This is a genomic window from Oligosphaera ethanolica, from assembly GCF_030814695.1.
GTDB classification, from domain to species: Bacteria; Verrucomicrobiota; Lentisphaeria; order Oligosphaerales; family Oligosphaeraceae; genus Oligosphaera; species Oligosphaera ethanolica.
On sequence record NZ_JAUSVL010000001.1, the window covers coordinates 2,789,607 to 2,808,304 of the forward strand.

The following is an 18,698-nucleotide window of genomic DNA, read 5'->3' on the forward strand; positions in this document are numbered from 1 at the left end:
AGAGGGTTTTATCGGGATACAAGAATCTTTACGCAAGAAGATGTTTCGCTGTTGAAAAGGTTGGGGAAAAATTGTATAATTGGTTGTGCCCGTGGAAGCAGGGAATTTTGGGGGAGGCCGTTTGTTTTCGCATAGCAAAGAGGCCGTCATGAAAAAATCGAAAAGCTTTACCTTGATTGAGCTGCTGGTGGTCATTGCGATTATTGCCATTCTGGCGGCGATGCTGCTGCCGGCGTTGTCGAAGGCGCGCGAGAAAGCGCGGGCGATCAGCTGTCTGAACAACCTCAAGCAGATTGGTTTGGAACACATGATGTACGCGCAGGAAAATGAAGACCACTTCGTTTTCACGCAGTCGGTGAGCGCGACGGGTTATCGGCCGTGGCCATTGTATGTCGGCTACAAGACCGGCGATCCCAAGTGGAATTGTCCGTCGGTTGTGCAGAATCTCACCAGCTCCTGGCGGGTATATGGCATGATCAACTATCACCAGGACGGGACCTACAGCAGCAAGAAGGCGACGCTGGGCGACGTGCTGGTGCAGGTGTCCGATGTCTGCGGCGGGACGTGGAATCGCTACTATCTGATGAATGCCTACAAGCAGCCGTCGGCATCGACGCTGCTGGCCTGTACGGCGGACAGCGTGGGGTCGACGGTGGTCGGGCTGGGCCGCTGGCAGTACAACGCCGGCGCGTGGTGTGATACGTACGGCAATATCTTCCTCTGCCATAATGAACAGGCTAATACATTCTTCGTCGACGGCCATGCCGCCGCGCAGGGCTGGGGCGGATTCCGCAATGGGCCGGATCAGTGTAAGTACTTCGTGACCCACGGCCTCGAAAAACTGAGCAAGCCTTGACCAGGCTGGGTGGGGGATATTTTTTGCCTCACGCGAAGGCGCGAAGGCGCGAAGAAGCCAAGCTCGGGGCTGCGCCCCGAGCTTGGGGAAGAAGGAAAGAGAAGGTAGAATAAGGCGCGAAATGGTAGGGGCGGACCTATGTGTCCGCCCCTTATGTATGGTGGTGAAGACTGTAGCCGCACGGCATGCCGTGCGGCTTTTTTTTTCACGGGGAGGCGCGATATTTCTAGTCGCACGGTATGCCGTGCGGTAATTTGCAGTTCAACAGGAAAGGCGTGTGAACCATGAAGAGGCTGCGTGAGGTGCGGGTGGCGGCGGCGATGGCCGTGGCAACAGTGGCGATGGCGATGATGCTGACGGGCTGCTGCGCGATGTGTCCGTGGCGACAAGAGGCGCGGGTGGACAAGCTGTGTTCGCAGGAGCTGGTCCGTACGACGCAGAGCTGGGACGGCGCGGCGCTGCCGGCGTACCCGGCCGGAAAGCCCGAAATTCGCGTACTGAGGATTGCGATTCCCGCTGGTGCGCGGCTGCCATTGCATCACCACCCGGTGATCAATGTGGGATATCTCACCAAGGGTCAACTGACGGTGCACGCTGAAGGTGGGCAGGTGCTGACTCTCAAGGCCGGCGACCCGATCGTCGAGCTGGTCAATACGCCGCATTATGGCGTCAATGACGGCGATACGCCTGCCGAAATCGTGGTGGTGTACGTCGCCAGCGAAGGGCAGGATATTACTGTCTACGACAAGTAGGCACGAGGAAGAGGGAGAGAGGGATGAGTTTGTGGGGGAGGGGAAGGGCCGTGGGCCCTTCCCCTCCCCCACGCCCCCTCTCTATCCCATCTCGGGCGTCGTGTCTTGCCGCTGACGCGGCAAGTCACGACGCCGGGTGGGGTAGGGGCGCGAAGTCTGTAGCCGCACGGCACGCGAAGGCGCGAAGACGCGAAGAAGATTTTTTATCCGCAGATTACGCAGATTAGCGCAGATTTGGGCGTCGTGTCTTGCCGCTGACGCGGCAAGTCGCGACGCCGGGTGGGGTAGGGGCGCGAAGTCTGTAGCCGCACGGCATGCCGTGCGGCACGCGAAGACGCGAAGGCGCGAAGAAGATTTTTTATCCGCAGATTACGCAGATTAGCGCAGATTTGGGCGTCGTGTCTTGCCGCTGACGCGGCAAGTCACGCCGCCGGGTGGGGTAAGGGCGCGAAGTCTGTAGCCGCACGGCATGCCGTGCGGCACGCGAAGGCGGCTCGTTGCGTGTTAGAAAAGTGGCATTAGATTATTAGCTTGTTTTATTGTCCGTCGGGATATGGCAGTTATGTCGTGGCTGGCGGTCGGTGATTATGCAAGCGCATGAAAGGCTGACGAGCAGTGCGGGCGTTGCCGGCGTTGCTCAAGTGATGTATGTGTATCAGGCCGGTTTATCCGGAAAATGCGACAAGACGTGCCTGCTGGTGCGATACGGTTGCCTGAATCCTCTGCTAAGACGGGGTGATCGGCGCTGCTGACCAGCTGCACACCCCGAGAAGGCCGCCGGCGCAAGGCCGGCGAGTCTGATTATTGCCCACCACTGTCATTACATGACTGAAAGCAGAGGGTATTCCTGCGAAATGAACATACGCAAAGAGGCTTTGGAGCATTGGTCAGCCGAGGATTCCGCGGAACTCTACGGCATCCGCAATTGGGGCAACGGCTATTTTGATGTCGCGGACGACGGCGGCTTGGTCGTGTCGCCCTTTCCGGGCAACAACGCCCCGACGGTGAATCTGCTGGATGTCGTCAATGGCATCAAAGACCGCGGCATGAACATGCCGGTGTTGTTGCGGGTCAGCAACATATTGGATTCGCAGATCAAGCTGTTGCATTCGAGTTTCCGTCGGGCGATCAAGCAGACGGGTTACCAAGGCGTCTACAAGGGCGTCTTTCCCATCAAAGTCAATCAGCAGCAGCAGGTGATTGAAGAGATTACCCGTTTCGGGCGCGAATTCCACCACGGCTTGGAGGCTGGCAGCAAGGCCGAGCTGATAGCGGCGCTGGGGACGCTTCACGACCGCGAGGCCTGCCTGGTCTGCAATGGCTACAAAGACGAAGAGTTCATCGACCTGGCGCTGTACGCCTGCAAGCTGGGCATGCAGTGCATCATGGTGGTGGAGATGCTCAGCGAGCTGCCGGCGATCATTGAGCGCAGTCGCGTGCTGGATATCAAGCCATTGATTGGCATTCGCATGAAATTGTCGACGCGGGCGACGGGCCAGTGGGCGGAGTCCGGCGGCGACCGCAGCGTGTTTGGGCTGAACACCTCCGAGCTCATTGAGACGGTCGATTTGCTGCGCAAAGAGGGCATGCTCGACTGTCTGAAGCTGCTGCATTATCACATTGGGTCGCAGATACCGAATATCCGCGATATTCGTGCGGGGGTGCTGGAAGCCAGCCGCGTGTACGCCGGGCTGGTGCAGGAAGGCGCCGCCATGGGCTACCTCGACCTCGGTGGCGGCCTCGCCGTGGACTACGATGGGTCGCACACGAATTACCACCAGAGTCGCAATTACACCCTCGACGAGTATTGCGTGGACGTCATTGACACCGTCGCCGAGACCCTCAATGGCTACAAGATCGAGCATCCGACCATCATTACTGAGTCGGGGCGGGCGACTATCGCCTATTATTCCGTGCTGCTGTTCAATATCCTTGACGCCACGCGTTTCGAGCCACCGCAGGTGCCGGAGGCCGTTCCGGATGGCGTCAGCGAAATGACCAAGGACCTTCTGCAAACTCTTAAGAACATCAATCAGAAGAATCTGCAGGAGTGCTTCCACGATGCGATCTACTACCGGGACGAGTTGCGCATACTTTTCAAGAATGGCCGCATTTCCCTGCGCGAGCGCGGTTTGGCTGAGAATGCCTTCTGGCACATCATGGTGATGATCAACAAGGGCGTGAAGAAGCTCAAGTACGTTCCGGACGAGTTTGAGGCGTTGGACTCTGCGTTGGCGGATATTTACTATGCGAATTTCAGCGTGTTTCAGTCTTTGCCGGACGCCTGGGCGATCAAGCAGTTGTTTCCGATCATGCCGATACATCGTTTGAATGAGCGGCCCACGCGCAACGCGATTATATCCGACATCACTTGCGACTGCGATGGCAAGATCGAGCAGTTTGTGGACCTCCATGACGTTCGCAAGACCTTGCCCTTGCATGAGCTGCGGGAAAACGAAGAGTACTACCTCGCGGCGTTTCTGGTGGGGGCTTACCAGGAAACGCTCGGCGACCTCCACAATCTGCTGGGCGACACCAACGTGGTGAGCATCACCATCTCGCAGGAAAGCGGTCGTTTTGAGATCGTCAAGGAGCTCGAAGGCGACTCGGTTGCCGACGTGCTGTCGTACGTGGAATACAACCCACAGGCGCTGCGGGACAGCTTCAAACGCAATGCCGAACGGGCGGTCCGCGAAAAGCTCATCACTCCGGCGGAACGCAAGGTGATCATGACCGCGTTTGAGGACGGTATCCGCGGCTACACCTATTTCGAACGCTAAGGGCGGCCGCACGGCGGCCCGCGGGCATTTTCATCCCACAGGACAACAGAGCAAAGGAGAACAACACATGGCACGAGTGCTTATCATTGGCGCTGGCGGCGTCGGCCAGGTCGTCGCTCACAAATGCGCGCAGGTCCCGGAGGTCTTCAGCGACATCTGCCTGGCGAGTCGTACTGAGGCCAAATGCAAGAAGATCGCCGCGCAGCTGTCGCGGCCGATTGAGACGGCCGGGGTGGATGCGGACAATGTCCCCGAGCTGGTCGCGCTGATCCGGCGCTTTCGGCCGGACGTGGTGATCAACGTGGCCCTGCCATACCAGGATCTGCACATCATGGACGCGTGTCTGGAGACCGGCGTGCACTATGTGGACACGGCCAACTACGAGCCGCCGGACGTGGCGCATTTCGAGTACAAATGGCAGTGGGACTACCAGGCGCGCTTCAAGGAACGCGGCATCATGGCCCTGCTGGGCAGCGGCTTTGACCCAGGCGTCACCAACGTCTTCACGGCCTGGGCGAAGAAGAAGCACTTCGATACCATTGAGGAGCTGGACATCATCGACGCCAATGCCGGCGACCATGGCATGCCTTTTGCGACCAATTTCAACCCCGAGATCAATATTCGCGAAGTGACCGCCAACGGCAAGTTCTACTGCGACGGCGCATTCGTGGAGACCAAGCCGATGGAAATCAGCAAGGTCTATGATTTTCCGGCGGGCATCGGTCCAAAGAAGATCTACCTGCTTTGGCACGAAGAGCTGGAGTCGCTGGCGCGGTTTCTCAAGCCGCATGGCCTGAAGGCGGCGCGCTTCTGGATGACGTTCTCGGACAACTATCTGAAGCACCTCGAAGTGCTGCAGAATGTGGGCATGACGCGCATTGACCCGGTGATGTACAACGGCCATGAGGTCATTCCGCTGCAGTTCCTGAAGGCGCTGCTGCCCGACCCGGCATCGCTGGGGCCACTGACCAAAGGCAAGACCTGCATCGGCTGTCTGATCAAGGGCACGAAGGACGGCAAGCCGCGCCGCTACTATGTCTATAATATCTGCGACCACCAGGAGGCGTACCGTGAGGTGCAGTCGCAGGCGATCTCATATACCACCGGCGTGCCCGCAATGATCGGCGCGATGATGGTCGCGACCGGGACCTGGAAAGGCACCGGCGTCTTCAATATGGAGGATTTCGACCCGGAGCCCTTTATGCAAAAGCTCAACATTCACGGTCTGCCATGGACCGAGCAGTTCCTGGAAGGATGAGTGGGGAGGGTGTGGGTTTTGTGGGGGAGGGGAAGGGCCATTGGCCCTTCCCCTCCCCCACGCCCCCTCTCTATCCCATCTCAGGCGGCGTGTCTCGCATCGCCGCTGCGCGGCGCCGCCGAGCCACGCCGCCGGGTGGGGAGGTTTTTATCCGCAGATTCCGCAGATTTTCGCAGATTTTGTAATGTCTCGCGCGAGGGTGCGAAGGCGCGAAGAAACAAGGCTAGGCAGGAAGGTTTTTTGGGGGGAGGGGAAGGGCCATTGGCCCTTTCCTACCCCTCGCGCTCCCCCACCTATCCCATCTCGGGCGTCGTGTCTCGCGCCGCCGGGGCGGCAAGTCACGCCGCCGGTGGGGAGGTAGTATTGGCCTCACGCGAAGGCGCGAAGAAAGGCAAGAAAGAAGGCGCAGTATGAGCACAGCACCGGCAGGGATTGCCAATCTAAATCTCCAGGCGCTGCCGACGCCGTGTTTTGTGCTGGACGTAGCGGCGTTGCGGGCGAACTTGGCCGTGCTGGATGTCGTTCAGCGGCGCACGGGCGCGAAGATATTGCTGGCGCAGAAGGCTTTTTCCATGTACGCGGTGTATCCGTTGTTGCGGGAAGTCCTGCATGGCGTGTGCGCGAGTTCGCCACACGAAGCGCGACTGGGCCGTGAGGAATTCGGGCGGGAAGTGCATGCTTTCGCGGCGGCGTATTCCGAGCGCGATGTGCGCGAGTTGTTGACGCTCTGCGATCACCTGCTGTTCAATTCGTTTGGGCAGTGGCGGCGTTTTCGCGACTTGTGCCGGGCGCATGCCGGGCGGGTGTCCTATGGTCTGCGAGTGAATCCGGAGCATTCCGAGGCCGTGGCGGAGATGTACTCGCCTTGTGCGCCGAAGTCGCGCCTGGGCATCAAGCGCGAGGCCTTTGTCGGGGAGGATCTCGACGGCATCAGCGGGCTGCATTTCCACACGCTCTGTCAGCAGAATGCCGACGCGCTGGAGCGGACGGTCGCGGCCTTCGAAGCGCGCTTCGGCGAGTTCATTCCGCAGATGCGCTGGATTAATTTCGGCGGTGGCCATCACATTACCCGCGCCGACTACGATGTCGACCGGCTTTGCCGGATCATCGACGGCTTTCGGCAACGCCATGGCACCGAGACGATCTACCTCGAACCCGGCGAGGCCGTGGCGCTCAACGCCGGGTCGCTGGTGGCGACCGTGCTGGACGTGGTGCACAACGACGGCGATATCGCGATTCTCGACGCGTCCGCCGAAGCGCATATGCCGGACGTACTGGAGATGCCCTATCGGCCGGAGGTCGTGGGCGCGGGCCAGCCCGGCGAATTCGCCCACGACTATCGGCTGGCGGGGCATTCGTGCCTGGCTGGCGATGTCATCGGCGACTATTCATTCCCGCAGCCGCTGGCACCGGGGGACAAAATCGAACTACTGGACATGGCGATCTACAGCATGGTCAAGACCAATACCTTCAATGGCCTGGCGCTGCCGAGCATGGCCACTTGGGACAGCGACAGCCGCGAGCTGAAAATCATCCGGCAATTCGGCTACGAGGATTTCAAGGGACGCCTGTCGTGACGCCGGCATCTGCCGGGCGGCGGCCGCGGGCCGCGAGGAGAGACTACATGAGCACTACCAACACGACCACGACTATCGCGCTGCTGCAGGGCCGCGGCTATAAGGACGCCGCTGAGGCCATCGCGGCCACCGAACGGCAGATCGCCGCTGCGGCGGCGCGCGGCGCGCGTATCATCTGCACCCAGGAGCTGTTCCTCACGGAGTACTTCTGCCGGGTGCAGGACCAGGCACATTTCGTCCTGGCCGAGAGTATACCCGGGCCGAGCACGGAGCATTTTGGCGCCATTGCGCGAAAGCTCGGGGTGGTGCTGATTCTGTCGCTGTTCGAACGGCGCGCGCCCGGGCTGTACCACAATACCGCGGTGGTCATCGACGCCGATGGGAGTGTCGCCGGGATATACCGCAAAATGCATATTCCGCAAGACCCGGGATTCGAAGAGAAATTCTATTTTACGCCGGGCGACTTGGGCTTTCGGGCCTTCGATACCGCGTATGGTCGCATCGGTGTGATTATCTGCTGGGACCAGTGGTACCCCGAGGCGGCGCGGCTTACGGCGCTGCACGGCGCAAATGTGATTTTCTGCCCGACGGCAATCGGCGGGCTGGCCAGCGAGGGCCCGGCGCTCGCACAACAGCAACGCGATGCGTGGCTGAATGTGCAACGCGGACACGCCGTCGCCAATGGCTGCTACTACGCCGCGGTGAATCGCGTCGGGACGGAATACGACACGGCGTTCTGGGGGACGTCGTTCGTCGCTGATTTCTACGGCAATGCCATCGCCCAAGCCGGCCAAAAGGACGACGAGGTGCTGGTCGCGACCTGCGACTTCCAGGCCCAGGAAACGCACCGGCAAATGTGGCCGTTCTTCCGCGACCGCCGTATCGACGCGTACCAGGATATCACCCGCCGATTTTTGGACTAGGGAGGGTGGTTTTGTGGGGGGAGAGGAAGGGCCGTGGGCCCTTCCTCTCCCCCCACGCCCCCTTCCCTATCCCATCTCGGGCGTCGTGTCTTGCCGCTGGCGCGGCAAGTCACGACGCCGGGTAGGGGGTGTTTTTGCGAGGGAGAGGAAGGGCCATTGGCCCTTCCTCTCCCTCGCGCTCCCTCTCTATCCCATCTCGGGCGTCGCGTCTTGCCGCTGGCGCGGCAAGTCACGACGCCGGGTGGGGAGCGGGAAAATTTTTGCTCACGCGAAGGCGCGAAGGCGCGAAGAAGCCAAGCTCGGGGCTGCGCCCCGAGCTTGGGGAAGAAGGAAAAGGAAGGCGCGAATTTGCCGCCGGGTGAAGGCTCGTTCTGCTGTCGTTCTGTGGTGGCGCCTGTAGGCGCCGCTTTTTTGCTCACGCGAAGGCGCGTTTCGCGCCGCCGGGTGGGGGAATGGTTCAGAACATTTGCTGGCTGAGGCAGTGTAGGGCGCCGCCTTCGATGACGATGTCGTAGCAGTCGCTGGGGACGATTTCGCGGGTGGGGAATGCCTGGGCGATGATGGCCAGGGCCTGTTCGTCGCGGCGGTCCTGGCGGTAGGTCGGCACGATGACGGCGTTGTTGATCACGAGGAAATTGGCGTAGGTGGCGGGCAATATCTCTTCGCGCCAGTTTTGGGGCCGGATCGGCTCCGGCATGGGCAAGCGGATGACTTCCAGTGGCGTGCCGTCGTGCAGACGCATGGCGCGAAGCAGTGCGTCGTTGCGTTTGAGGACGTCGTGGTTGGGCGACAGCGGGTCGTCGTCGTAGGCGGTCAGCACCACGTCGTGGGCAACGAAACGCGTGATGGTGTCGATATGGCCGTCGGTGTCATCGCCGGCGAGGCCGCTGGGCAGCCATAGCACCTGCTCGCAGCCCAAGGCGTCCATCAAGAGCTGCTCGGCGCGAGCTTTACTCATGCCGGGATTGCGATTCGGGTTGAGCACGACGGATGCCGTGGTCAGCAGCGTGCCGCGGCCATTGACCTCCAGCGCGCCGCCCTCGCAGAACAGCGGCGCGTGGAAGCAGGGCAGGACGTCCATGGCGGCGATGGCCCGCGGCACGGCGTCGTCGAGGTCCCACGGCGGAAATTTTCCTCCCCAGGCATTGTAGTCGAAGTCGAGTACGGCGCGACGTTGGCCGTCGGCGTGTCGGAGGATGATCGGGCCGTGGTCGCGACACCACGCGTCGTTGGTGGGCAGGTCGTGGAAGCGCACGCGGGAGAGATCGGCCCCGGCGTCGGCAAGCAGCGACCGGTAGTGTTCTTGCGCGGCAGCGACGCAATTCAGGCGCAGGTCCTCAAAGCGGGTAATGGCCGCCGCAAATGCCGCGTAGGCGCGCTCCAGCGCCGGGCGGGTGTTCGGCCAGGTCGCCGGATTGATTGGGCAAGAAAGCATCACCGACTGCTGTTGCGACCACTCGGGGGGCAGGCTGTAGCCCAGCGCCCGCGGCGATGGGCATTCACACGACGTAGCATTGTTCACGAAAGAGGCCATGGCATTCTCCAGAGAGGTCGCTTTTTGCCCTTAATTTATCCCGCGGTTTTTTTTTATCCGCAGATGGCGCAGATTTCCGCAGATTATTGCCTCACGCGAAGGCGCGAAGGCGCGAAGAAAACCATCTCGGGGCTGCGCCCCGAGATGGGCTGGGGTGAAGTTTAGTCTCACGCGAAGGCGCGATGTCTGTAGCCGCGTGGCGTGGCGTGTGGTACGCAAAGGCGCGAAGGCTGTGCCCGTGCTGGGGAAGGGATGGAGTGAGAGTTTTTTCAAAAAAGTTTGGTGGTGGGGCTTGTACGGCGCCTTTCTTGTACTACTGTAACGAAACAGCGAAACAATGATAGTTATAGTTTTGGTGGTTTGAGTTTGGGTTGGAGACGGGGCATAAGTGATGTCGGAAGTGAAGAATAACAGTGGTGTGCTGGTGTTGGCTGTCGAGTCGTCGTGGTCTTGGCGATGGCGTGGTATGCCGGGCCGCTGCTGTTGTTATGTGGCTGTCTGTGAGGTGCGGGAGTAGAAAGACTCTGCACTAGCAGGGAGTGATGTTGAGAGAAGACAGTGGGCCGCACCGGCGTGATAGAGCGTGGTGCGGCCTTTTTGTTTTTGTGAGCAGGCGGGTTTGGTCTGGTGTGGCGCGGAACGGGTTTGGCGGCGAGTGGTTCGCGGGTGGTGTGGGCTTGGTGGCGAAAGGTTCGCGGGTGGTGTGGGTTTGGTGGTGAATGATATGCATGTGGGATGATTTTTGACAGAATGCCGAGTAAAGGAGTGGTGCGATATGTTGAAGCCGTCATATAAAGAATTTGAGGCATTGGCGAAGGGGCACGACATGGTGCCGGTGTACAGCGAGTGCCTGGCGGATTTGGAGACGCCGGTGTCGGTGCTGAGTCGGTTTGTGGGTGACGAACAGGTGCTGTTGCTGGAGAGCGTGGAGGGCGGTGAGCGGTTTGGGCGCTATTCCTTTATCGGGGTGAATCCGCACGGGGTGTTTACGGTTGCGGGTGGGAAGGCCAGCTACGAGGAGAATGGCGTGCGGCGGGAGCTGGCGCATGAGGGCAATGCGTTGAACGCGTTGCGGCAGGTGGTCGGCGGGCGGCGGGTGGCGCCGACGCCGGGGCTGCCGCCGCTGTTTGGCGGCGCGCTGGGCTATATCGGCTACGAAGCGGTGAATCTGTTTGAAGAGCTGCCGCCGCCGAAGAGCGCGCCGGGGACGCCGGACAGCGTATTCATGGTCACGGACGAAATGATTGTTTTTGACAATGTCATGCATACGATCAAGGTGATGATCTGCGTGCGGACGGAAGACTACGCGACCCTGCGCGATGCCTATGACGACGCGGCGGTACGCGCGGAAGTGCTGATGAAGCGCATCGAGGTGCCGTGTCGCGTGCGGCGCGAAGCGCCTCTGGCCGGGACGCTGCCGCGTTTGGAGAGCAATATGCGGCGGGAGGACTTCTGCGCGATGGTCGATAAGGCGCGGGAGTACATTCGGCAGGGCGAGGTCATTCAGGTGGTGTTGTCGCAGCGTTTTTCGGCGCCGGCGGTGTCGTCGCCGCTGCAGATATATCGGGCGTTGCGGCTGATCAATCCGTCGCCATATACCTTTTTTCTGAAGTTGGGTGGGCTGGTGCTGGCGGGGTCGTCGCCGGAGACGATGGTGAAGCTGGAGCATGGGCGGTCGTCGTTGCGGCCGATCGCAGGGACGCGGCGACGCGGCAAGACGCAGGCCGAGGACAGCGCCATGGCCGACGAGCTGCTCAGCGATGAGAAGGAGCGCGCAGAACACTTGATGCTCGTGGATCTGGGTCGCAATGACCTCGGGCGGACGGCAGTGCCAAACAGCGTGCAGGTGAAGACGTTCATGAGCGTGGAGAGGTACTCGCATGTCATGCATCTGGTGAGCGATGTCGATGCGATGATTGATCCGAAGGCCGATGCGCTGGATCTGATCAGGACGACTTTTCCGGCCGGGACGCTCTCGGGGGCGCCGAAGATACGGGCGATGGAGCTGATCAATGAGCTCGAGCCGGGGCCGCGCGGGGTGTACGGCGGCGGCGTGGGATACCTGAGCTACAACGGCAATATGGACCTGGCGATTACGATCCGAACGATCGAAATGCGGGATAATATGATATACATACAGGTCGGTGCGGGCATCGTGTATGACTCGGTGCCCGAAAATGAATATGAGGAGACCATCAATAAAGCAAAGGGATTGTTCAAAGCTGTTAATCTCGCTGCGAAGGGTTTTGCATTGGGCGACGAGGGGTAGAGAAGGGGGAAGATGTGGGGGAGGGGAAGGGCCATTGGCCCTTCCCCTCCCCCACGCCCCCTCTCTATCCCATCTCGGGCGGCGTGTCTCGCATCGCCGCTGCGCGGCGACGCCGAGCCACGTCGCCGGGTGGGGAAGGAAGACTTTTTGGCCTCACGCGAAGGCGCGAAGGCGCGAAGAAGGCAAGAAGCTCGGGGCTGCGCCCCGAGCTTGGGTAGGAAGGCAGGTTTTGGTCTCACGCGAAGGCGCGAAGGCGCGAAGAAGACAAGAAGCTCGGGGCTGCGCCCCGAGCTTGGGTAGGAAGGCAGGTTTTACGCAGTGTGATTGGACTGATCGGACTGATCGGACGGATCGTCGACATGATCGGTCCGATCGGTCCGATCAGTCCGATGAAAGAGAAGAGCAGTTTGAGAAGCAAGTGAGGTGTGAGATGATCTTGGTCATTGATAATTACGATTCATTTACGTACAATCTTGTACACTTGTTGTATTCATTGCATGCCGATGTGGTGGTGCGGCGCAATCGCGAGATCACGGTTGCGGAGGCGCTGGGCATGCGTGCGGACGGGCTGTTGTTTTCGCCGGGGCCGGGACGGCCGGATGGCGCGGGCATCATGGAAGAGCTGATCCGGGCGGCCGCAGTGGAGGCCATGCCCATGCTCGGAGTGTGTCTGGGGCACCAGGCGATTGGCGAAGTGTTCGGTGCGGAGGTCGTGTCGGCGGCGCGGATCATGCACGGCAAGGTATCGCGGATCAGCCACAATGGCGAAGGGCTGTTTGCGGGTCTGAAAAACGACTTCAAGGCTGTGCGCTATCATTCATTAGCGTTGCAAGAATCGACCTTGCCGGCAGATCTGGAGGTGACGGCGCGCGCGGACGACGGTGAAATCATGGGATTGCGGCATCGGACGCTGCCGATACATGGCATTCAGTACCACCCCGAGTCCATCATGACCACCAATGGCAAACAGCAGCTGGCGAACTTTTTGAAGATCGTCGAAACTCACAAACGGAAAGGAGCGTGATCATGCTGAGGGATTACTTGCAGAAAGTCATGGCCCGCCAGGACCTCAGCGCGATGGAAATGGACGCGCTGCTGGAACAGCTCACGGGCAGCGACGTGTCCTTTGCCCAGGCCGGGGCCATCCTTGCCGCGTTGCAGATGAAAGGCGAGAGTGTGAGTGAGCTGGTCGGCGGGGCGGAAATGCTGCGGCGGCACGCGACCTTCATTGACTGCGGCGGCCGGGAGGTCGTGGACGTTGTCGGCACCGGCGGCGATGGCGGCGTCAGCTTCAACATCTCGACCACGTCGGCGATTGTTGCCGCGGGGGCGGGGGTGGTGATTGCCAAGCATGGTAATCGCGCGGTGTCGGGTAAATGCGGAGCAGCGGATGTGTTGGCGGAGCTGGGATTTGACCTGGCGGTGTCGCCGGCGGCGATGGAGACGTGCATTTGCACGCATGGCATTGGCTTTATGTTTGCGCAGAAGATGCATCCGCATTTGGGTAAAGTGGCGCCGTTGCGGCGGGAATTGGGCATCAGGACCATCTTCAACATGCTCGGGCCCCTGTGCAACCCGGCGGGGGCGACGCGGATGGTCGTGGGCGTTTACGCGGCGCGGCTGACCGAGCTGTACGCGAATGCGTTGCAGGCGTTGGGCGTCAAACACGCGATGGTCGTGCATGGCAATGACGGGTTGGACGAGATCAGCTGCTGCGACACAACGCGGGTGACCGAGCTCAAAGACGGTCGCGTGCGCAGCTACGAGATATATCCCGAGATGCTCTTGGGCGAGTCGTACGACATGGCCGATATCGCCGGTGGCGATGCCGGGCGGAACGCCGCGATACTGCGGAGCGTGGTCGGCGGCGAGGACCACGGTGCGCCGCGCGCGGTGGTGCTGTTGAATGCGGCGGCGGCCTGTTATGTGGCCGGGCGGGCCAAGGACCTGGCCGAGGGCATCAAAATGGCCACGGAGTCGATCGACAGCGGTGCGGCCATGGCGAAAATGGAGACGTTGTTGGCGGAAAGCCAAGAAGTGGCCGAAAAATATAGCTGAGTTTTGCGAGGGGGAGGAAAGGGCCATTGGCCCTTTCCTCCCCCTCGCGCTCCCCCACCTATCCCTTTTCGGCTCATCGGCTGGCGGCAATCGCTTCGCGTTTGCCGCCAGCCGATGAGCGGCATGACAGGGCGGAAACAAAAGCAGAAGCAGGCAAGAGTCCTTGCCGAAACTACGAAAAAACAGGAGGGCACAGGACATGACTATTCTAGATCAAATTGTGCATGATTTGTTGCCGGATTTGACAGCGAGTAAGGAGCGCCTGCCCTTGAGCGAGCTGGAGATCATGGTGCAGGATATGCCGCCGGCGCGTGATTTTGCGGCGGCGTTTCGGACGCCGGGGCTGCATGTGATTGCGGAGTTGAAGAAGGCGTCGCCGTCGAAGGGCGTGATCCGGCCGCGTTTCAACTACCTTGAGTGCGCGCGTGATTTGGCGGCGGCGGGCGCGGCGGCGTTGTCGGTGGTGACGGAAGAGAAGCATTTTCAGGGTAGCTTGCAGATGCTGAGCGAAGTTGCCGAGTGCGTAGAGATACCGTTGTTGCGCAAGGATTTCATTATTGATCCGTATCAGATTTGTGAAGCGCGGCTGCATGGGGCGTCGGCGGTGCTGTTGATAGCGGCGTTGTTGCCGACTGGCGAGTTGGCGCGCTTGAGTGACTACGCGCAGAGTCTGGGGATGACCGTGTTGGGCGAGGCGCATAACGAGGACGAGCTGATGACGTTATTGGGTTGTGACATGCCGCTGATTGGCATCAACGCGCGGGATTTGCATACCTTCGGCATACACATCGGCAATGCCAGTAAGCTGCTTGGCGAGGTGCCGGCGGACCGCATTGCCATTGCCGAAAGCGCGATGAACAGCCACGACGACCTCATGCATGCCATGCGTGCCGGTGCGCGGGGATTTCTGGTGGGCGAGGCGCTCATGCGTGCGGAGTACCCCGGCGACAAGCTCAAGGAGATGCTATGCGGCCACGCGTGAAATTATGCGGCATGACGCGGGTGGAAGACGTTTGCGCGGCGGTGGCGGCTGGCGCGGACTATGTGGGTTTTGTGCTGGTGGAGTCGTCGCGTCGGCGGGTGATGCCGTCGGCGCTGGGCGAGCTCGTGACAGCGGCCGCGCCAGCTCGGGCGGTGTGTGTGATAGCGGACGAGCCGCTGGCGGTGGCGCGGGGTTTGGCGGCGGCGCATCCGTCGGTGATTCTGCAGCTGCACGGCCGGGAGAGCGCCGAGTACGCGCGGGCGCTGGCGGGCGATGGTGTGGACGTATGGAAGGCCGTGGCATTGAGTGACGACGACGACCTGTCGCGCTGCGCGGATTTTCCGGCGGTGCGGCTGGTGGTCGACGCCGCGCAGGGCGGGTCGGGGCGGCTGTGCGACTGGCGACTGGCGGCGGCGCTGGCGTTACGGCGGCCGGTGTTGCTGGCGGGCGGCATTGGCCCGGGCAATGCGGTGGCGGCTTGGCGGGCGACTGGCGCGTGGGGTCTGGACATCGCCAGCGGCGTGGAGGACGCGCCGGGCATCAAATCAGTACAGAAGATCAATGAACTCATGGCCGCGTTGCGGTCGTTGGACAAGGAGCAGTAAACGATGAACACCCATTATGGCATATACGGCGGCCAGTACGTTGCCGAGACGCTGATGCCCATTTTGCATGAACTGGAAAAAGAGTACCTGGTTGCGCGGGAGGACCCGGCGTTTCAGGAGGAATTTCGGTCGTTGTTGAAGAACTACGTCGGCCGCGAGTCGGCCTTTTATTATGCGCGGCGGTTGAGCGAGCATCTTGGCGGTGCGCGGATTTATCTGAAGCGCGAGGACTTGAATCACACGGGGGCGCACAAGATCAACAATACGGTCGGGCAGGCATTGCTAGCGAAGCGCATGGGCAAGACGCGGCTGATAGCCGAGACGGGCGCCGGCATGCACGGCGTGGCGACGGCGACGGTCGCGGCGTTGTTTGGCTTCGAATGCGAGGTCTTCATGGGCACGACGGACATCGACCGGCAGGCGGTCAATGTGGAGCGTATGGAGACGCTGGGGGCGACGGTGCGGCCGGTTAGCGAGGGTTCGGCGACCCTCAAGGACGCCATGAACGAGGCGCTGCGGGATTGGACGGCGCGGTCGGCGGACACCTTTTACGTCATCGGGACCGTGGCTGGTCCGCATCCCTATCCGCTGCTGGTCAAGGACTTCCAGTCGGTTATTGGCGAAGAGGCGCGGCGGCAGTGCCTGGGACAGACCGGGCGGTTGCCGGACGAGGTCGTGGCTTGTGTGGGCGGGGGCAGCAACGCCATGGGCATTTTCGCGGGTTTTTTGGCGGACCACGGCGTGGGGCTGACCGGCGTGGAGGCCGGCGGCGAGGGCATCGCCAGCGGTAAGCACGCCGCGAGCATTTGCGGCGGGCGCGTGGGGGTACTCCACGGCAGCAAGACCTACCTGCTGCAGGACGACGACGGACAGATACTGGAGACGCATTCGGTGTCGGCGGGTCTGGACTATCCCGGCGTGGGGCCGGAGCACTGCTTTTTGGCGGACAGTCGGCGCGCGCGCTATGTGACTGTTGATGACACCGAGGCCATTGATGCCTTTGCCATGCTGGCGCGTTTTGAGGGGATTATTCCCGCGCTGGAGAGCTCGCACGCGCTGGCCTACGCCATTCGCACGGCGCCGGCGCAGAGCCGGGACAGGATCATCGTCGTGAATCTATCCGGGCGCGGTGACAAGGACATGGATAATATCCGGCGCTTCCGCGCCCAGCAGGCCGAAAAGGGATAATGACGGGCGGCGGTGTGAGCGCAGTACGAATTTGACGATCGACAGATAAGGACGGGCAATATGGACAAAATACAGAAGATTTTTGCATCATGCGCAGGGGCGGACCGCGCGGCGCTGGTGATATTTTGCAGCTGTGGCTATCCGGACATGGCCAGCAGCGAGCAGATCATTGACGACGCGATAGCGGCTGGCGCGGATATCATTGAACTGGGCGTGCCATTTTCGGACCCGATGGCCGACGGTGCGGCCATCCGGCAGGCGTCGGAGGTGGCGCTGCATAATGGTGCGACGCTGAAGCGAATACTGGCTATGGCCGAACGGCTCTGCAAGAAGCATCCCGACACGGGGTTTATACTCTTCAGTTACATGAATGTCATGCTCAATTACGGGCTGGAGGCGTTGTGCGGCGAGTTGCGGCGGATTGGCGTCGATGGCATTTTGGCGGTGGACTTGCCCTACGAGGAGAAGGCGGAGTTGGCCGGGCCATGTCGGGCGGGGGGGCTGCATCTCATACCGCTGGTGTCGCCGGCGACGTCGCTGGAGCGCGCGGCGATGATCATGGGCGAGGCGACGGGCTTTGTCTACAGCGTGAATGTCTGCGGCATTACGGGCATTCGCGAGCAGTTGCCGCCGGAAGTGGCGGGGCGGTTGGCGGCGCTCAAAGAGCGGTCGCCAGTGCCGGTGGCGGCGGGCTTTGGTATTGCCGATAGTGCGTCAGCGAAGGCGATTGCGCGGGTCGCGGACGGCGTCGTGGTCGGTTCGGCGGTAATCAGCAAGCTGTTGGTGCCTGGCGACCTGGTGGAGCGCCGGCAGTCGGCTGCTGCGCTGGTGGGCAGTTTGGCGGGGAGTCTATCGCGTCATGCATGACGATGTGAACATTGCGTCTTGCGAGTTGCTGAGTTCGCCGGAGACCGTGCGGCAGGAATTGCCAGTGAGTGCGGTGTTGCGGCAGCAGATACAGCAGTGGCGTCGCGAGGTGGTGGACATTATCACGGGCCGCGACCGGCGCCTGCTGGTGATTGTCGGGCCATGTTCAGTGCATAATCTGGCTGGGGCCTTGGAGTACGCTCGGCGCCTGCGGGATTTGCGCGCGCGTGTGGCCGACCGCTATTATCTGGTGATGCGCGCGTATTTTGAAAAGCCGCGCACGACGTTGGGGTGGAAGGGGCTGATCTACGATCCGGATCTCAATGGCGACTATAATCTCGAAAAGGGCATCGCTACTGCGCGGCAGTTGCTGCTGGATCTGGCGGCGATGGGGGTGCCGGCGGCATCGGAGGTGCTTGATCCGGTAATGTCGGTGTACTTGACGGACTTGCTCAGTTGGGCGGGTATCGGCGCGCGGACGACGGAGTCGCCGACGCATCGGCAGCTTGCCAGTGGTTTGCCAATGGCCGTGGGATTCAAAAATGGCACCGATGGCGGGCTGAAAGTCGCGTTGGACGCCTTGGCGACGGTGTCGTCGGCGCATAGTTTCATCGGCGTTATGCGCAATGGGCATACGGGGGTATTTCGGACGCGGGGCAATCCATACGGGCATTTGGTCCTGCGCGGTGGCAGTGCCGGGCCGAATTACGACGCGAAGGGCGTCGCGCAGGCGCGGGCGATGCTCGCTGCCGCTGGGCTGCGGCAACGGCTGGTGGTCGATTGTAGCCACGGTAATTCCAATAAGGACTGGCAACGGCAGGCTGCGGTGTTCGCCGATGTGCTCGCACAAGTCCGCCGCGGCGAGGACGAAGGCGCTATCGCCGGCATGATGCTGGAGAGCTATCTCAAGGCCGGCCAGCAGCAGGTCATGCCCGGACAGGCCGTCGCGCCAGACATGTCGGTCACTGACGCGTGCATGTCGTGGGAAGACACCGCCGAACTTTTGCGATAAGCGGAAGAGTGGGGTGGTTTTGTGGGGGAGGGGAAGG

Annotated in this window: 15 protein-coding genes; 14 read left to right on the forward strand and 1 reads right to left on the reverse strand. The window is 61.4% G+C overall.

All coding sequences use genetic code 11. From position 1 onward, the window contains the following. Nucleotides 1-148 precede the first annotated feature (148 nt). The 6 genes from J3R75_RS09640 to J3R75_RS09665 all read left to right on the forward strand — a co-directional run bounded on the left by J3R75_RS09640 (nucleotide 149) and on the right by J3R75_RS09665 (nucleotide 8,146). Nucleotides 149-856 carry a prepilin-type N-terminal cleavage/methylation domain-containing protein gene (locus J3R75_RS09640; RefSeq protein ID WP_307261319.1) on the forward strand — a complete coding sequence of 236 codons (708 nt, stop codon included), beginning with the start codon at nucleotides 149-151 and terminating at the stop codon, nucleotides 854-856. Between the two features lie 284 nt (nucleotides 857-1,140). Then, entirely contained in the window at nucleotides 1,141-1,608 is a 468-nt protein-coding gene (locus J3R75_RS09645; protein ID WP_307261320.1) for a cupin domain-containing protein, read from the forward strand. Nucleotides 1,609-2,462: 854 nt separating this feature from the next. Further along, nucleotides 2,463-4,388, forward strand: a complete 1,926-nt coding sequence (speA, locus tag J3R75_RS09650) for a biosynthetic arginine decarboxylase (RefSeq protein ID WP_307261321.1) — start codon at nucleotides 2,463-2,465, stop codon at nucleotides 4,386-4,388. A 67-nt stretch (nucleotides 4,389-4,455) separates the two neighbouring features. After that, on the forward strand, nucleotides 4,456-5,646 hold the full coding sequence (locus tag J3R75_RS09655) for a saccharopine dehydrogenase family protein (protein ID WP_307261322.1): 1,191 nt from the start codon (nucleotides 4,456-4,458) through the stop codon (nucleotides 5,644-5,646). Nucleotides 5,647-6,056: 410 nt separating this feature from the next. Further along, nucleotides 6,057-7,223 (forward strand): carboxynorspermidine decarboxylase, encoded by a 1,167-nt coding sequence (nspC, locus tag J3R75_RS09660; protein ID WP_307261323.1) that lies wholly within the window; start codon nucleotides 6,057-6,059, stop codon nucleotides 7,221-7,223. Nucleotides 7,224-7,270: 47 nt separating this feature from the next. Further along, nucleotides 7,271-8,146, forward strand: coding sequence for a carbon-nitrogen hydrolase (locus J3R75_RS09665; RefSeq protein ID WP_307261324.1), 876 nt, complete (start codon nucleotides 7,271-7,273; stop codon nucleotides 8,144-8,146). A 457-nt stretch (nucleotides 8,147-8,603) separates the two neighbouring features. Here the strand turns inward: J3R75_RS09665 and J3R75_RS09670 are convergent, their stop codons facing one another. After that, on the reverse strand, nucleotides 8,604-9,680 hold the full coding sequence (locus J3R75_RS09670; protein ID WP_307261325.1) for an agmatine deiminase family protein: 1,077 nt from the start codon (nucleotides 9,678-9,680) through the stop codon (nucleotides 8,604-8,606). Nucleotides 9,681-10,455: 775 nt separating this feature from the next. Here J3R75_RS09670 and trpE point away from each other — a divergent pair. The 8 genes from trpE to J3R75_RS09710 all read left to right on the forward strand — a co-directional run bounded on the left by trpE (nucleotide 10,456) and on the right by J3R75_RS09710 (nucleotide 18,661). Continuing rightward, a complete protein-coding gene (trpE, locus tag J3R75_RS09675) occupies nucleotides 10,456-11,949 on the forward strand; it encodes an anthranilate synthase component I (RefSeq protein WP_307261326.1) in 1,494 nt (497 codons plus the stop codon). A gap of 430 nt (nucleotides 11,950-12,379) precedes the next feature. After that, the gene (locus J3R75_RS09680; RefSeq protein WP_307261327.1) at nucleotides 12,380-12,973 is read left to right on the forward strand and encodes an anthranilate synthase component II; all 594 of its coding nucleotides are present in this window, start codon (nucleotides 12,380-12,382) and stop codon (nucleotides 12,971-12,973) included. A 2-nt stretch (nucleotides 12,974-12,975) separates the two neighbouring features. Further along, nucleotides 12,976-14,007, forward strand: coding sequence for an anthranilate phosphoribosyltransferase (gene trpD, locus J3R75_RS09685; protein ID WP_307261328.1), 1,032 nt, complete (start codon nucleotides 12,976-12,978; stop codon nucleotides 14,005-14,007). Between the two features lie 199 nt (nucleotides 14,008-14,206). Continuing rightward, nucleotides 14,207-14,989 (forward strand): indole-3-glycerol phosphate synthase TrpC, encoded by a 783-nt coding sequence (gene trpC, locus J3R75_RS09690; RefSeq protein WP_307261329.1) that lies wholly within the window; start codon nucleotides 14,207-14,209, stop codon nucleotides 14,987-14,989. Continuing rightward, nucleotides 14,974-15,594, forward strand: a complete 621-nt coding sequence (locus tag J3R75_RS09695) for a phosphoribosylanthranilate isomerase (protein ID WP_307261330.1) — start codon at nucleotides 14,974-14,976, stop codon at nucleotides 15,592-15,594. The genes trpC and J3R75_RS09695 overlap by 16 nt, the downstream gene beginning before the upstream one ends. A 3-nt stretch (nucleotides 15,595-15,597) precedes the next feature. Next, nucleotides 15,598-16,782, forward strand: a complete 1,185-nt coding sequence (gene trpB / locus J3R75_RS09700) for a tryptophan synthase subunit beta (protein ID WP_307261331.1) — start codon at nucleotides 15,598-15,600, stop codon at nucleotides 16,780-16,782. Nucleotides 16,783-16,842: 60 nt separating this feature from the next. Next, on the forward strand, nucleotides 16,843-17,649 hold the full coding sequence (gene trpA, locus J3R75_RS09705; RefSeq protein ID WP_307261332.1) for a tryptophan synthase subunit alpha: 807 nt from the start codon (nucleotides 16,843-16,845) through the stop codon (nucleotides 17,647-17,649). Further along, complete coding sequence (locus J3R75_RS09710; protein WP_307261333.1) at nucleotides 17,642-18,661, forward strand: 3-deoxy-7-phosphoheptulonate synthase; 1,020 nt, start codon at nucleotides 17,642-17,644, stop codon at nucleotides 18,659-18,661. The genes trpA and J3R75_RS09710 overlap by 8 nt, the downstream gene beginning before the upstream one ends. The last annotated feature ends 37 nt before the right edge of the window (nucleotides 18,662-18,698 follow it).

What these genes read in the sequence shown, in the direction of transcription:
- J3R75_RS09640 (WP_307261319.1), top strand. Translation starts at nt 149, where the DNA reads ATGAAAAAATCGAAAAGCTTTACCTTGATTGAGCTGCTGGTGGTCATT.
- J3R75_RS09645 (WP_307261320.1), top strand. Translation starts at nt 1,141, where the DNA reads ATGAAGAGGCTGCGTGAGGTGCGGGTGGCGGCGGCGATGGCCGTGGCA.
- speA (WP_307261321.1), top strand. Translation starts at nt 2,463, where the DNA reads ATGAACATACGCAAAGAGGCTTTGGAGCATTGGTCAGCCGAGGATTCC.
- J3R75_RS09655 (WP_307261322.1), top strand. Translation starts at nt 4,456, where the DNA reads ATGGCACGAGTGCTTATCATTGGCGCTGGCGGCGTCGGCCAGGTCGTC.
- nspC (WP_307261323.1), top strand. Translation starts at nt 6,057, where the DNA reads ATGAGCACAGCACCGGCAGGGATTGCCAATCTAAATCTCCAGGCGCTG.
- J3R75_RS09665 (WP_307261324.1), top strand. Translation starts at nt 7,271, where the DNA reads ATGAGCACTACCAACACGACCACGACTATCGCGCTGCTGCAGGGCCGC.
- J3R75_RS09670 (WP_307261325.1), bottom strand. Translation starts at nt 9,680, where the DNA reads ATGGCCTCTTTCGTGAACAATGCTACGTCGTGTGAATGCCCATCGCCG.
- trpE (WP_307261326.1), top strand. Translation starts at nt 10,456, where the DNA reads ATGTTGAAGCCGTCATATAAAGAATTTGAGGCATTGGCGAAGGGGCAC.
- J3R75_RS09680 (WP_307261327.1), top strand. Translation starts at nt 12,380, where the DNA reads ATGATCTTGGTCATTGATAATTACGATTCATTTACGTACAATCTTGTA.
- trpD (WP_307261328.1), top strand. Translation starts at nt 12,976, where the DNA reads ATGCTGAGGGATTACTTGCAGAAAGTCATGGCCCGCCAGGACCTCAGC.
- trpC (WP_307261329.1), top strand. Translation starts at nt 14,207, where the DNA reads ATGACTATTCTAGATCAAATTGTGCATGATTTGTTGCCGGATTTGACA.
- J3R75_RS09695 (WP_307261330.1), top strand. Translation starts at nt 14,974, where the DNA reads ATGCGGCCACGCGTGAAATTATGCGGCATGACGCGGGTGGAAGACGTT.
- trpB (WP_307261331.1), top strand. Translation starts at nt 15,598, where the DNA reads ATGAACACCCATTATGGCATATACGGCGGCCAGTACGTTGCCGAGACG.
- trpA (WP_307261332.1), top strand. Translation starts at nt 16,843, where the DNA reads ATGGACAAAATACAGAAGATTTTTGCATCATGCGCAGGGGCGGACCGC.
- J3R75_RS09710 (WP_307261333.1), top strand. Translation starts at nt 17,642, where the DNA reads ATGCATGACGATGTGAACATTGCGTCTTGCGAGTTGCTGAGTTCGCCG.